General features: G+C 57.4%; 11 protein-coding genes and 1 pseudogene. 6 read left to right on the plus strand and 6 right to left on the minus strand.

The features are described from left to right. Positions 1-978: 978 nt before the first annotated feature. Entirely contained in the window at positions 979-2721 is a 1743-nt protein-coding gene (locus tag NKG60_RS05625; RefSeq protein ID WP_352862799.1) for a hemolysin, read from the minus strand. A gap of 375 nt (positions 2722-3096) precedes the next feature. Here NKG60_RS05625 and NKG60_RS05630 point away from each other — a divergent pair. Next, positions 3097-3347, plus strand: a pseudogene (locus NKG60_RS05630) (DegT/DnrJ/EryC1/StrS family aminotransferase); the annotation flags it as partial. Positions 3348-3683: 336 nt separating this feature from the next. Here NKG60_RS05630 and NKG60_RS05635 read toward each other — a convergent pair. Then, a complete protein-coding gene (locus NKG60_RS05635; RefSeq protein ID WP_352974331.1) occupies positions 3684-4142 on the minus strand; it encodes an aspartate/glutamate racemase family protein in 459 nt (152 codons plus the stop codon). 475 nt (positions 4143-4617) lie between these two features. On the opposite strand from NKG60_RS05635, the gene NKG60_RS05640 reads away from it, so the two are divergent. Continuing rightward, on the plus strand, positions 4618-5418 hold the full coding sequence (locus NKG60_RS05640; RefSeq protein WP_352862797.1) for a LuxR C-terminal-related transcriptional regulator: 801 nt from the start codon (positions 4618-4620) through the stop codon (positions 5416-5418). Positions 5419-5743: 325 nt separating this feature from the next. Further along, positions 5744-6010: a hypothetical protein gene (locus NKG60_RS05645; protein WP_352862796.1), complete on the plus strand. Its 267-nt coding sequence runs from the start codon at positions 5744-5746 to the stop codon at positions 6008-6010. A 120-nt stretch (positions 6011-6130) separates the two neighbouring features. Here NKG60_RS05645 and NKG60_RS05650 read toward each other — a convergent pair whose 3' ends face one another. The 4 genes from NKG60_RS05650 to NKG60_RS05665 form a co-directional block, all read right to left on the minus strand. Then, entirely contained in the window at positions 6131-6889 is a 759-nt protein-coding gene (locus NKG60_RS05650; RefSeq protein ID WP_502911831.1) for a LuxR C-terminal-related transcriptional regulator, read from the minus strand. A 732-nt stretch (positions 6890-7621) separates the two neighbouring features. Beyond that, positions 7622-8278, minus strand: a complete 657-nt coding sequence (locus NKG60_RS05655) for a Crp/Fnr family transcriptional regulator (RefSeq protein ID WP_352862795.1) — start codon at positions 8276-8278, stop codon at positions 7622-7624. A gap of 333 nt (positions 8279-8611) precedes the next feature. Next, positions 8612-9688, minus strand: coding sequence for an FAD-binding oxidoreductase (locus tag NKG60_RS05660; protein ID WP_352862794.1), 1077 nt, complete (start codon positions 9686-9688; stop codon positions 8612-8614). Positions 9689-9779: 91 nt separating this feature from the next. Then, positions 9780-10637, minus strand: coding sequence for a LysR family transcriptional regulator (locus tag NKG60_RS05665; protein ID WP_352862793.1), 858 nt, complete (start codon positions 10635-10637; stop codon positions 9780-9782). Positions 10638-10770: 133 nt separating this feature from the next. On the opposite strand from NKG60_RS05665, the gene NKG60_RS05670 reads away from it, so the two are divergent. From NKG60_RS05670 to NKG60_RS05680, 3 genes are all read left to right on the plus strand, one after another. Then, a complete protein-coding gene (locus NKG60_RS05670; protein WP_352862792.1) occupies positions 10771-11853 on the plus strand; it encodes an amidohydrolase family protein in 1083 nt (360 codons plus the stop codon). Between the two features lie 11 nt (positions 11854-11864). Continuing rightward, positions 11865-12218 carry a Rieske (2Fe-2S) protein gene (locus NKG60_RS05675; RefSeq protein WP_292653661.1) on the plus strand — a complete coding sequence of 118 codons (354 nt, stop codon included), beginning with the start codon at positions 11865-11867 and terminating at the stop codon, positions 12216-12218. Between the two features lie 112 nt (positions 12219-12330). Further along, positions 12331-13938, plus strand: a complete 1608-nt coding sequence (locus NKG60_RS05680) for an ABC transporter substrate-binding protein (protein ID WP_352862791.1) — start codon at positions 12331-12333, stop codon at positions 13936-13938. Positions 13939-13966 lie beyond the last annotated feature (28 nt).

Raw genomic sequence — 13966 nt, forward strand, 5'->3', positions numbered from 1 at the left:
GCGCGCTGCGCGCGGACACGATACTTTTCCATTGCCATGATCTCAATCGGGGCAAGGGCCCGACCACAATAAGCGACGCCGCAAACAGGACGCCCCCCGGAGATTTCCTAGTTAATAGCTCCCGCAGCGCAAGCGGACGCGCCGCGGCGCTTAGGCGGAATCGGCGGCTCCTCGCAGTGGACGATAGAGCTGTTCCCGACCCCCTACGCAGATCTGGGCGTAGCGATCCGACCGGATCGTAATGCCCGCATGAATAAGCTCGGAGTTGCACGAACTTCCTCAGAGGCGTCCGCTGCTTCAAGGATCAGGGTATCCGTTCGATGAGAAGACATGTCGCGCATCGCGAAGCCGGCGACCCAGGCGCCGGCAATACGCAGTCGACACGTCCTAGCCCTCGCGCAGCTCCAGGATGAAATCGTGAGCGCCGACGAGCCCCCCCGGCTTCATGGGCACAGCCGGATCGGCGAACGCGATGTTCTGGCGAATGGACCCGTTGAGGAGCACGTTCTCTTCAAAACGACGCCGATCTCGCGCCGAAGCCAGATTGGGTTGACCATCGGCGCATCGACGCCATCGACCAGCTTCACAGGCCGGCTCGCGTCGACACACCATAGGCCCGCACCGCAAGGCTGGGGAAAAAACGTCGCTCGATGGCCGAAAGAGCCAGCTCCTCTCAGCGCCGCGCCATCAGACGGGCATTCTTGTGGATGTTCATTTAGTACCCTGCGGTGAGTGCTGAAACTTGGCAACTCCAGTCTCCTCGGTTCGGTCCGCATGAACTACGGAAAGCTCACAACTCCAGTCAGTTCCATCCCGATGACATCGGGATGGAACTCCATTGAGCGTGATCTTCTCGGAAAACCGGGCTCCGCTTTTGGTACGCTGACCTTCGCTTCGGGATCGTGGCTTTGAGGTACTATGATCCAGTTCTTATTCGGCCAGGGCAGGCTCGCGGGATGTTAGTTCCCGCGTAGTCCTTCAGGTCACATAGAACGAGGCTGCGGTGAGCGACAAATGTGGGGAAAGGGTGGCGAACTGTGTTTGAGATGCGCCGCCACCTCCGTCACTGTCGAAAGAGAGAGCCCCGGTTGCACTGTCGTAGATAATATGATCGGAGCTGTCATGCGCGGCTGCACCAACAAAGAAGGATTTGAATGGAAGCCCTCCCGGCTGAAGCCCGGCGAAAACGGTATCGCTAAGATGGAATGTGTCCTGGGAGCGCTTGAAGTCGGTGATCTTATCGACATTGCCCGTTCCAAGAGCAGTATTGAACGAAAAGGCATCGTGGCCTCCGTAACCGGTCAAGACGTCAGCGCCGAGCCCGCCGTTGATGACATTGTTGCCGGCATTGCCCTCGATGGTCTGGGCGAACTCGTTGCCGGTGAAGCTCACTGCCGTGGTGCCGGACGCGTTGTTGGTGGCGAGATGCTCGATCTCCGAGCCGGCCGAAAGCGCATAGCTCACCGAGGCGATCACACTGTCGTTGCCGCCGCCCACCGCCTCAACCGCCTTCTCGTTGGCATTATCGACATGGTACGTGTCGTCGCCGCCATAGCCGATCATCGTGTGGCCGCTGGTTCCATGCAATACATCGGCGCCGCTGCTGCCGTACAAGGTGCCATCGCTGGTGTCGCCGGAAGGAGCGACAATCCCGGTTCCAGACCCTGTCTCGGTCCCGGTCGAGCCAGTGATTGGGGTGGTGACGCTCGCGCCCGTGACAGTGTCGGTCGAGCTAGCCCCTGCGTAGTCCCAGGTGAACTGGTTGTCGACGTGTGCCACCGGGGTGGCGGTGGGATCCTCGTGGACGTCGGCTACGACCGCCTTTGACGCATCCCAAATGGTGTTGTTGGGATTGCCAGGGTTGGTGTAGCTCGAGTTCAGGACGCTGACCCCGCCGGAGCTTACATTCCAGATCAGTCCATTCGACGAGGGGAGCCCGCGGCCTTGATCCTCATTGATACCGTCGAACGACCTCGTGTGATCGAAGGTCACATCGCTCGCGTAGGAAGAGAACGCGCCATTGCCCTGATGGATGGCGTCAACGTGATCCACCCTGCCACCGGTCGATCCGTTCTCGAACATAACGGCCACGCCGGTCTGAGAGTTGTTACCGTCGATCACCCCATTTGAGATCGTCGTATTCGGGCTGCCGTATACGGAGACGATGTCCTCCGGATGCGAACTGCCGGCGTCGTTCACGGCATAGAAGTCGGTCAGCGTACTATTGCCCGAGTTGTTGAACTGGACGAACTGACCGCGCGGCATTGGGCCATGGAAGTCGTAGCCATCGACGTGCGAAAGACTCGCGCCGGGCGAGTTCACGAGATAGATGCCAGTCGAGCCTTCCCGCACCGTGGTATTACGAACGGTCAAGTTCGAGGCGTTTTCGGCGTTGATGTTGTTGATGTTCGGGCTCGTCTCAGGGTCAATTCCCGCCGGCGGGTCGGCGTTGATGACCTCGGTGTTCTCGATCGTCACGCCGTTTGCGCCGGATACCATCACCCCGTCGCCTTCGACGTGATGAATAAGACAATTGCGCAGGATGACATTGTCGTGCGTAATCGTGACCGCGTCCCCGTTGGTGACGTAGATGTCAAGATTTTCGATCACCTGGCCATCATACTCTGATTGGATCGGTGTGGTGGTGTAGGTAAGACCCTGCGCCGGCTGCGTGGTTGCCGTCGATGCGGAAGCGGTGGAAATGGGAGCTTCGGTCGTCACTCGGCTGCCTCCGTCGTCGCGCGTAAGTTGTTCAGCCTTTCCGGGTGTATCCCGAGTATTTCCTTGTCGCAACTCATCGATGTCATGTGGTTCTCCAGTTGAGTAGTAATTACTATAAGTATCTCTAAAGACACTCATCAACAATAAAACGATAATCTATCGTCTTAACGAAATTCTGAAAATACAACCAGAAATTTCATATGGAGATATAATGCTAACGTTCATGACCACAATACGGCCCGGATAAGGCTATACTGAGACTCTCCCGGGCGATTGGCGTTGCGTTCAAGCTTGCGCCTACGTCGAGTTGCAAACGCCGTCTAGTATCTCGGATCACGCGTGAACTTACCCCCGAGGAGACAAGGTCATGCACGCATGAGCGTTACCGACACGGTCCGGCACAGCTCGAAACAGGTGATCTACGAGGGCCATCCTGACCTCGGCCACAACTACCGACTGACCGACCTGCACGCTGCCATCGGCGTGAGCAACTGCAACGGCTTCCCGCACTCGTCACGCGGCGGGGGCAGCTCGCGGCGCAATTTGGTGAGCGCCTTCGCGATATCGCCGAACTGGAAACACCTGCCGAGCCTTGCTGGACTCGCAGCAACTGGCAAGGCTACTGTTGAAAATTCCCCCACTGGTTCGACCAGCGGGGCCGTCTGCCCCCCTGGAGGGCGCCGTGTTTGTCCTATTGCGATACCGAGGCGATGCGGGAGCTCCTCCCTGAGATCAGTCGGAGCGCCGACGACGGCGTGCATGCGGTGCTGATCCTCATCAGGCCGGATCGCATGTGACGCGGAAAAACATCACCCTGATGTTCATGCCGCCCGCTCACCGGAACTGAAACGTGCGGCAATTCATGACAAGGGGCTCTCCAACCGTATATTCAAGGACTACGACGAGATCCTCAATCATTGCTGCGCCGCAAAGAACAAGCTCCTTTTCCAACTCCGGAGGACCTACGGACCCTGTGAGCCGCCCCTCGCAATGTGGTTTTTGGCGGCAGCAATGTGCGAGACCGTGCCGTCTAGGCGACCGTTTTGATATGCGCCGGGGCGGCGTCCTGCCGCCAATCTGACAGCAACTGGGACAGGCTCGATGATCGGAATTGAGAAGCGGGAGCGCAATGCGACTTCGTGCACGGCAAGCGGTCCGCCACCGATGACGATTGCCTCTGCCGCGCCCTCCGAGATCGCAGCCTCACACGAGCGAACCAGGCTCGCTTCGAGGCGGACGGGATCCATTAGTCCGACAACGTCGCCTTGTGTAAGTCGCTCGCCGGTAAAGAGAGCCTCGTAACCATATTTGGCCACCCGCTCATGAATAGCCAAGACCAGACCCGGTGTAGTCGTCACGACCGAGAAATTCGGAGACCGTCGCTTGCCGCTTCGATGGTTCCTGCCTCGGCGATCCGGCAACCGGAATGCACGACTTTAGGTGCAACTGGTCCATTCCAGGATCCCCGGCGCCGTGGTTCGCCGTGGTTCTGAGCCGTCATTCACGTGGACGACCTGACGCAGGGCTTGACGCGTCAGATGAATTAAGTCGCGAATCGACCAAGCTCTCAACCTTGGCAATCGTATCGAGGTAACCATAGCGGAACGGGCCGTCTCATGTTTTCCTTTCATCGGCCCGCGGGAAACCAAGCCGGTAATCCTCGCGGCCGCGCAATCCTTTGCCACGATGGGCTGAGTCGGTGAAACCACGAGCTCGGGTTCTTGACCAAAAGCCCAGGTTGAAGATCCGGGATACGCCTCGATGATGCTGCCCTACGCCTAATGAGGGTATTTTGGTGTACGGTTTTCCTGGCGTAAGGTCAAAAAAGAAACTGTGCGGTTGGCGCGTGGAGCACCTAATCGACGTGTGTGTCCCAAGCGCGCCAGGTGAGAAGCGATGATGACAAGGCAATCTTTCATAACCGTGCTTGTCGGGCCGAGCGAGTTACTTCGAGAAGGTCTTAGTCGAATCCTGAATGAAGAAGATTTTTGTGCCCTTTTCTCTGCGGCTTCTGTTAACGATCTTTTGCAAAGGCCGCTACCGCATCACCGGTCGATCTTGCTAATCATAGATATCGGCGGTGCTGATGCGGAAGCTGAATTCGCACAAATTGTTGAGTTTAAGGCGATTTACCCAGACAGCCATGTCGTTGCGCTAGCTGATCACTGTCGCACGGCCGATATAGTTTCAGCTTTTCGGGCGGGGGCTGACGGGTATCTGACAAAGACCGCTGCTTACGACACCTTCATCAAAGCTCTCGAATTGGTTATGCTTGGGCAAACGGTGCTACCTGCGGAAACTTCGATGGTTATTCAAAATATAAGGCAAGGTTCGAACAATGAACCGATAGCTGATGAGTTACCAAAGGTGGAAGGTAAAGTGGAGAGCGAGGATCAAGAAAAGGTAATTTTGTCGAATCGCGAGAACTGTATTCTGCGCCGTTTGATCGAAGGGGAGTCAAACAAAGCCATCGCGCGCGAAATTAACATTGCCGAAGCTACGGTGAAGGTACACGTCAAAGCCATACTTCGAAAGATTCGGGTCCGCAACCGAACACAGGCTGCAGTTTGGGCGATGAATCATGGTATGCTTACTCCACCGTCTGGCAACGGCGCGTCGGAGCGGTCTCACCATCGGCATGATCTACTTGAAGCAAAAAATGCATACCTCGTTTTCGACAATCGTCCTCCTATATGACCGACAGATCTTCGTTCTGGCTGGTGCAATCACTTGCAGAAGCCTCCCCGATCAAGAACGCATGGGCTCAAATCATTCCGGGCGGATGGCCGAAGAAGCGCGGTGGAAATCGTATCAGAGGGGCGTATCATCTGGATTCCGCCAATGTAACCACGACCCGTCTTAGATCCGGTTGTTTTTTGCCCGTTGTCCTCTGTACTCAACAGCGTACTCAACAGCGGTGGATCACGAATTGGATCGCCTCAAACGGTTTGAACTCTGTGCGTGATTGAAAAAATAGACGGATCTTTACTGCCATTGTGAATTTAAGGGGATTTTTCATTAAATGGGCCAAACAAAGACTGTTTCTGGTTTGTCGTTCAGCGAAGCCCGGATCGGAACGGTTGAAGGCGGAGAATACGGCCTCCTGGTTTGGAAATGCGACCAACTGGTGGCGGTCCTTACCCAGATCGACGAGGAAGCCTACTCCACCAAAGGCAAATGGTTCCTCGAGACGGGATTCGGGCTGCTGAGCGGGCAGCACAAGAATTTCGATACGATCGAGGAGGCCATAAGATGGGTAGGAAGACACACCTTCCCCGACCCTGCTTAGTAGCAGATTAAGCCGCCGATTGCGCCCTTGGACTTTCACAATATATATAATCGATTGGGATGTACTCGATCGGGCAAACAGTCGAATACAGCCGCGAGAGTCACCCAAGGTGGCGTCGGCTCACTCCTCAGCCAGAGTTCCTTCTGCGAGAAGATCGTTGACCTTGCAGGCGACTTCGGTGCGGTTGGTCGCCTTTAGTTTCTTCATGATATTGCGGATGTGGACCTTCACCGTGCTTTCGCGCAAATTCAGTTCGTAGGCGATCATCTTGTTCGCCTTGCCGCGCCGGAGTGCTTGCGCAACCTCGGCCTGCCTAAGCGTGAACATGCCTGCCAAAGGCTGCGTGTCGCGGCTGCCCGAATCTATCAGGTGCCGCATAGCAAGGACACTGCTCGCCGGCACGAAGATGCCTCCCGCTGCCGCCAGGTTGATAGCCTCGACGCAGACATCGATTCCAACAGAGGTCGGAATGTAACCGCGTGCACCGCATTCGAGAGCGGTCAGTATCTGGGCAAGGTCTTCGGTGTCGGCCAGGACGACCACAGGGACTGATTTGAACTCGCACGAAATATGCCTGATCTCGTCAGCGATGCCACGATCGGTGACCTTCCGACTGCCAAGGTTGAAGAGTATGGCTGCAAGGGGAGGGGCCGAGCTCTTTCTGACGCGCCATTCCTCGAGGGACCCCAAGGCGGCGACATCCATGCCGAGTTCGTGGTCCACGAGAGCCGATGCGAGACACTCGCGGTCTAGAGCCCTTCCGTCCAAGATGAGGAGGCATTCCCTGCCTGTCTGCCTTTGGACGATTCCCGTTCCGCCGGACGGGACTTCTGACCGATTGGCCGAATTATAATTGTGCAGTCCTGCCGTGGCACCCATGTCAATACTCCCTCTTTCCCACACAAGTCGCCTTGCGCTGGCCGACATAATTTCCACATTCTCTCCCAGTGAAAGTCTGGTACTGCGCGTTTTGAAAGGTCGAGACTCGATTACCCCATTTGCGTCGTTTTCAGTTCCCCAACCCCCAGCGATAGCCAGCGTGGGTAAGTGTAGGGGTTATTTATAAGCAGTCTCTAACATAGATTGCTTTTTTCGTAATTTTCAGGGAACCGATGCCAAGCTGGACCCAATGGGCTTCTGTCCGAAAGACGCATGCATTGGACCACCTAGCCACAGGCAGCCGAATGTGAGTCAGCTGGTGCCTTCCGACATTTCACCGGCAGACCAGAACTGCCGAAAGTGCCCTTGACATTGTCGGAGGACAGTGCGGGTAGCCTTGGCTCAACACTTTCGTTCGAGCACGCCGTGGTAAACGGCCCATTGCGCATATTTCGGCAGCACGCCGCCCTCGCAATAGGCCAAGCTGCCGCGGTCATGATGACCTCGCCTTGTCACACTTTGATCAGCAGGAAGGGGGTTGCGTTCCGCTCGGCCCAAGCCTTCGACCGCCTCGAACCGGATACCGCTGCCGTCGAGACATACCATGCTATGCTAGGTGTCCGGCGCACGACCAGCCCTCCGTAAATGTCGTCTCGAACTGTTCCGGCTACGGAACGATCGTTTTCAGCGGAAATTTTGGCTTCCATGTGCTGGCATTCAAGCAGCTAGCCGCTACCTGAGATACTCGCTGTCGAATCCGGCTGTTTCGACCAGCTTCTTGCGGTTGATCACCTCAACATGGCCTGACTTGAAAGAGACGAGATCCGCCTTGCGGAGCTCCCTTAAAGTTCGGTTGACGTGAACCGTGGTCATTCCGAGGATATCGGCCAGTTCATGCTGGGCAAGAGGACACTCATATCTCCCATCCACCGACAGCCCAACCATGGAGAGCCTCTCCTCCAACTCGAGCAGGAAATGGGCGGTACGCCTCATCGCGTTCCGCCGGCCGGTATTCATGAGATGTTCGGCAAGGATGGCGTTCAGGCGCGCCAGCGAGCTGGCGATTTTCTTCCCGATGCGGCCGTCCGACAGGATGGCCTCGACCAGTTCCTTACTGGAAATTTCATAAACAGCTAGTTCGGTTATGGACGCCAGCGACGCAAGATGGGGTCCGTCCAAGCCACGGAAACCGACGACGTCCCCCTTGAGGGGAGTGTCTATGATCTGCCGCTGTCCGTCCGGCAGTGCGTGATAAAGAATTGCCCAACCCGATTTTACAATGAATAACTCACTGTCGTCGTCATCCTGGCGGCATATCACCGAATGGGGTTTATAGATTTTTGCGGTAACACCGAGAAAATCGTTGTTCCCCCACTCGTTTTTCGACAACGTTCCCCCTATGGGATGCGAGCACATGAACTCCAATAGTGTCTGCATGAAGAATCGCGAATCTGCTTCTGTTGCCACACGACTGACAATAGTTTCTCCCGGACACATCGACAGAACGACCTCTTAGCCTAAAGGCGGGTTGGCCCACTGTCCTCGTCTGTTCGAATGAGGTAAACTGCCGTTAACCTAGAGAGTGTTCAGGGGCGGTCAAGTCTCCCGGTAAGGCCAGAAAACGGGCTCCGAAACGCCAATCACTTTGCGACGCAGTAGTACGGCTTGGTTGTGCAATACTAAGGCTGATCCGATTTCGTCCCGCTATGCGGCACGTGACAATTAGAGATCAAGCAAAACGTCCCCTTGCGGGCGGCTGCAGCACGCCAGGACGTAGCCTGCCGATTTGTCTTCCGATGACAGCCCGCCCAAGTCATCCATGACAACTTCGCCGGACAGCTTGGCGATCCGGCACGTACCGCAAACTCCCTGTCGGCAAGCGGTCGGAACGTAAACTCCACATTGGCGCGCAGCTTCCAGCAGGGTCTCCCCGGTCGCGCAGTGATGCGCAATGCCTGAGCGGGCGAAGCGGACCGAAGACGAAACCTTTGAATCCGACACCGAGCGCGAAACGTTGCCGCCTCCGAAGCTCTCCTCATGATACTGTGAAGGAGCGACGCCGATTGCCTCCAGCCAGCCGCGCGCTGCCTTCATGTAGGATTCCGGCCCACAGGCAAAAACCGTGCGGTTGTGCAGATCGGGAACCAAGGTCAGGAGTATCTCACTGTTAATTCGCCCGGTTGGACCCGTCCAGGCCGGGTCTTCCTTACTGCAAATGCAAGTCACTTGAACATTGGGAAAGCGAGCGGCAAGTGCGTCCAGTTCAAGCCGAAAGATGATGTCGTCCGGCGTTTTCGCACTGTGAATGAAGCGGATATCCTGGTCGGCTGCGCGGTCGGTAAATGCGCGCAGCATCGACATGACGGGAGTTATCCCGCTGCCACCCGAAAGGAAAAGGGACTTTCCGTGCGGCAGATCATCGAGATTGAACGAGCCGAGCGGCCCTTCGATCTCGATCCCATCACCCGGCTTCAAATTGTCATGGAGCCAATTCGAAACGAGCCCGCCCGGCGTCCTTTTCACGGTGATCTGCAGGTCTAGCGGCCGCGTCGGTGGTGACGAAACAGAGTAAGAGCGCGTCACTGCGGCACCGTCGATCCTCAGGTGCACCAGAACATACTGGCCAGCGCTGAAGCAGAACATCCGATCTGAATCGGGTGTGAGAACAAATGTTTTCACATCGTGCGTCTCGTCGATCACGCGCCGGCAGAGCACAAGCTGCGGCGTGGTCTGTGCCCACTGCCGGTGAAGCCTTGTTGGGGCGAAGCCGGGGGCGCCTAAGGCCGCATGTGCGTTCATCATTCAACTCGGGTTTGAAGTCGAGCCAAGATGCCACTTCAAAACCCGCCGAACAGCCGCGCAATCCTGCCTTTATGATCGGTAATTTCGATTAAACTTCCAGGGACATTACAGCCACCTGGAGAGCTCGAATGCCCTTGCGAATAATGGGTTCGTGTTTGCGGCGCGCAAGTATCGCGGTGTGGACTGGCTGGTGCAGCGTCGGCGCTCCCTCGACGAGGAACGATGGGAGCTCGGCCGTGAACCGGCGCGCATCGTCGCTGCGCATATAGCAGGTGCCGCCCGTTCGCCGCAGCATGATCTCCGCCAGAGTTTCCGATCCCGTCGAAAGCCGGCAGATCGCCAACTGGGCCAGCAGCTCTGCGTGCGTCTTTTCCAGCACGGCGGTGTAGCCCGGGCGAATGTAGGTGTCAGGGTCGACGTCGGACAGCGTTCTGGCAGCCGTCGAAACCATCACATATTCCTCGACCATCAGATGTTCGTAGGCGATCTCAGGCAGGTAACGAGGCGCATAAAGCACGGCGATATCCAGATTTCCCATGCTTAGGTCGCTGACCATCTGGTTCGAATAGTCCGACTCGACATGGATCGAGGATTTGGGAAGGGCCTGGCACAGTGTCTCGACCCATCCGGGCAGGACCGAGCGGGTCATGCCCACCTGTGCGGCGATGCGCAAGGTGCCCTCGAAACGGTTGAACGCTCGCACATCGTGTCGAGCTTGCGACCAGGTCGACAGTAGGGATCTGGCGTAGGCTTCGAACCGCCGTCCTGCGGCTGTCGGCTCAGCACCGGCACGCCCGCGCTGAAAGAGCTCGGACCCGATGGCGCTCTCCAGATTCTTGATGCGGGTGCTGATCGTCGACTGGGTCAATCCCAACCGATCGGCGGTGCGATTGAAGTTTCGCGACTCGATGATGTCGAGAAAGGTTTCGATGTGATCTAGCTGCACGTGACTTCCGATCGAAAAAGTCGATCATATTGCGCAGGATCATAAGCTTGATCAAACAATACTCAAGGCGGAAGCTGCACGCAGTGAGATCGGCCGGCAGATCGACCAGGCTGAAGCTACGGAGCTGAGCAACGTGTTCATAGTCGACTGCGATTGTCACAATTACTGGTCAAGCGCGACCGTATTGGAGCCTTACCTTTCCGGCCTATGGAAGGACATGTTCGTCGAAGGCGAGAAGACAGGTCCCGTTGGCGCCTTCCCGCATGGCCATCGTCCCTGGTTTCATCCGCAGGACTTCTCCCGCAAGGACGTCCGTCCGAAAACAGAAGCCGATAACTATCTCATCATGAAGGAAAAGCACCTGGACAAGTACAAGGTCGATGTGGCGATCCTGACCGGCGACGAGCCGATCGAGGCTTCCACCCTCGCTAATCCTTATTATGCCAGCGCCCTCGTCAGCGCCTACAATGACTACCAGATCGACCAGTGGCTGCCGAAGGACGATCGTTTCATGGGCTCGATCATCATCGCGCCACAGGATCCGAAGCTCGCGGCCGCCGAGATACGCCGTCTGGGCAATCACCCGCGCATGGTTCAGGTTCTCGCTTCGCAAGGCTCCGTCAAGCCCTATGGCGATCCGTTTTATCATCCGATTTATGAGGCTTGCGCCCAGGTGGGGCTGCCCTTTGCCATTCATTTGGGCGGCCATGGCGGCGTGAATTCGACGGCGATTGCTCCGGCCCCGACGACGTTCTTCTGGGAGACGCATGCCATCCTGCACATGTCGGCCATTTCGCATGTCGCAAGCATGATTGCGCATGGCGTCTTCGAAAAATGGCCGGACCTCTACTTCGTGGTCATCGAGTGCGGCGTCGCCTGGGTGCCGTCGGTATTGTGGCGCCTGGACGCCGATTACAAAGCGCTACGCAAAGAGACGCCATGGCTGAAGATGCTGCCGTCCGAATACTGCCGGCGCAACATCCGCTTTTCCACGCAGCCGCTGGAGCAGCCCGCAAATATCCAGCATCTCTGGTCCACTCTCGAGGCGATGGATGGCGAAAATACGCTGATGTTTGCCTCCGATTATCCGCATTGGGATTACGACGATGCCAACACGCTGCAAATCCCCCCTGCTTGGAAGAGCAAGATCATGGGGCTGAACGCGCTGGAGGTCTACAAGCGCATCCCCCGCGCGCAAGCGGCGAATGCCGCCTGAGGAAGCAGACGATGCCCGAGAAAACATACATCTGCAGAGTCGACGAGATCGAAACCGGATCTCCCTTCATCGCCAAGATCCGCAGCCTTTCGGTCGGCGTTTTTCGCATCGGAGACTCATTCCACGCGCTGCTGAACGTTTGTCCGCACCGAGGCGCTCCGCTTTGCGAGGGGCCGCAATGCGGAACAACTGCACCGGTCGAAGAGGCGCAATTCATCTATCACCGCGAAAACGAGATCGTGCGCTGCGCCTGGCATGGCTGGGAATTCGACATCAAATCAGGCGCGGCCCTGGTCGATCCGTCCGTTCGTGCGCGCACATTTCCAGTCACCGTCGAGGCGGGCAGCATCTATGTGACGGCCTGATTGAGGTACGGATTCGACGAGTAGCAGAAAGGGTGATCGCGGCTAACGGGCAGATTTCTTCACAGGGTGCGTGACGAACAATAACGCGGAAAATCCGCAATGGGAGAATCAAATGTCAGAATCTGAATACAAGCTTGGTATCGCTCAAAGCCTGATTGGCCGCGGCAAGATTTCCCGTCGCGACTTCATTCATCTGGGGCTAGCCGCTGGGCTTACGCTCACCGCTGCGGACAAGCTCTTCGTCAGCACGGCCCGGGCCGAACCGCTGCAGGGCGGCTTCGCCAAGCTCGGCATGGCACATGGCGCAACGACGGATTCGATCGATCCGGCCGGCTACCTGGACACCTTCACACAGACAGCGTTCTCGGGCTCGATGTCCAACAGCCTCACCGAGGTCGACGCGAAAGGCAACGTCCAACCGGACCTTGCCGAGAGCTTTGAATCATCCGATGGCGCCAAAACCTGGGTTTTCAAGCTGCGCAAGGGCGCAACCTTCCACAACGGCAAGAATGTGACGGCGGACGACGTCGTGACTTCGCTGCGCTATCATATGGGCGACGAAACCAAATCGGCAGCGAAGCCGCTGCTTGAGCCCGTCGCCAGCATCAAGGCGGATGGTCCGCAGACGGTTGTCTTCACGCTGAAAAGCGGCAACGCCGATTTCCCCTACATCATGAGTGACTACCATCTGGTCATCATGCCGGCCAAGGACGGCAAGGCGGATTGGGGATCGGGCGTTCGCACCGGCGCTTTCGTGCTTGAGAATTTCCAGCCCGGCGTTTCGGCCAAACTCAAGCGCAATCCCAACTACTTCAAGAACGGCAAACCCTATCTCGACGAGGTGGAGTTTATCGCCATCACCGATCTCGCCGCTCGCATGGCCGCGTTATCGACAGGGGAGGTGGACTATATTGGCCGCGCCGACCTCAAGACCCTCGGCATGTTGAAACGCAACCCCAAGGTGGAGATCGTCGAGGTCACCGGCTATGGCCACTATACCTTGCCGATGAATGTCACGATGGCGCCGTTCGATAATCCGGACGTCCGAATGGCCTTAAAGTGGGCGATCAACCGTCAGGAGATCGTCGACAAGATCTTTCTCGGCCACGCCACTGTGGCCAACGACAACCCGATCGCGCCGGCGATTAAATTCGCCACAAACCCGCAGCCGCAACACAGTTTCGATCCGGAGAAGGCCAAGCACTATCTGAAAAAGGCCGGGATGGAAAAACTGAAGGTGGACCTCTCGGTCGCCGATGCCGCTTTTGCGGGCGCTGTGGACGCGGCTGCGCTCATCCGCGAGACGGCAGCCCAGTGCGGCATCGACGTAAACGTCGTGCGTGAGGCCGAGGACGCCTATTGGGACAATGTCTGGCTCAAGAAACCCTGGTGCGCTTCCTATTGGAGCGGTCGGGCGACGGCCGACTGGATGTTCACGCAAGCCTTCGCCGCGGACTCCAGCTGGAACGAGTCGTTCTGGAAGAATCCCCGCTTCAACGAGTTGCTTGTCCAGGCGCGCGCCGAGACGGACGAGGCCAAGCGGGCGGCAATGTATGCCGAGATGCAGCAACTGACCCATGATGATGGCGGCAGCATCGTGCTGGTCTTCAACAATTTCGTCAGCGCCAAATCCAATAAGCTCGCACATGGCGAAGTGGCGCCGAACTGGGAGAATGATGGACTGAAGATGGCCGAACGCTGGTGGATCGCCACTGCGTGAGAGTGCGGGCCGGACCCGCGATGGCTAC

The sequence above is a fragment of the Mesorhizobium sp. M1428 genome (assembly GCF_040317515.1).
Classification (GTDB): Bacteria; Pseudomonadota; Alphaproteobacteria; order Rhizobiales; family Rhizobiaceae; genus Mesorhizobium.

Coding starts and splice junctions, on each gene's coding strand:
- NKG60_RS05645 (WP_352862796.1), top strand. CDS start 5,744: ATGGGCCAAACAAAGACTGTTTCTGGTTTGTCGTTCAGCGAAGCCCGG.
- NKG60_RS05640 (WP_352862797.1), top strand. CDS start 4,618: ATGATGACAAGGCAATCTTTCATAACCGTGCTTGTCGGGCCGAGCGAG.
- NKG60_RS05650 (WP_502911831.1), bottom strand. CDS start 6,889: ATGGGTGCCACGGCAGGACTGCACAATTATAATTCGGCCAATCGGTCA.
- NKG60_RS05675 (WP_292653661.1), top strand. CDS start 11,865: ATGCCCGAGAAAACATACATCTGCAGAGTCGACGAGATCGAAACCGGA.
- NKG60_RS05660 (WP_352862794.1), bottom strand. CDS start 9,688: ATGAACGCACATGCGGCCTTAGGCGCCCCCGGCTTCGCCCCAACAAGG.
- NKG60_RS05680 (WP_352862791.1), top strand. CDS start 12,331: ATGTCAGAATCTGAATACAAGCTTGGTATCGCTCAAAGCCTGATTGGC.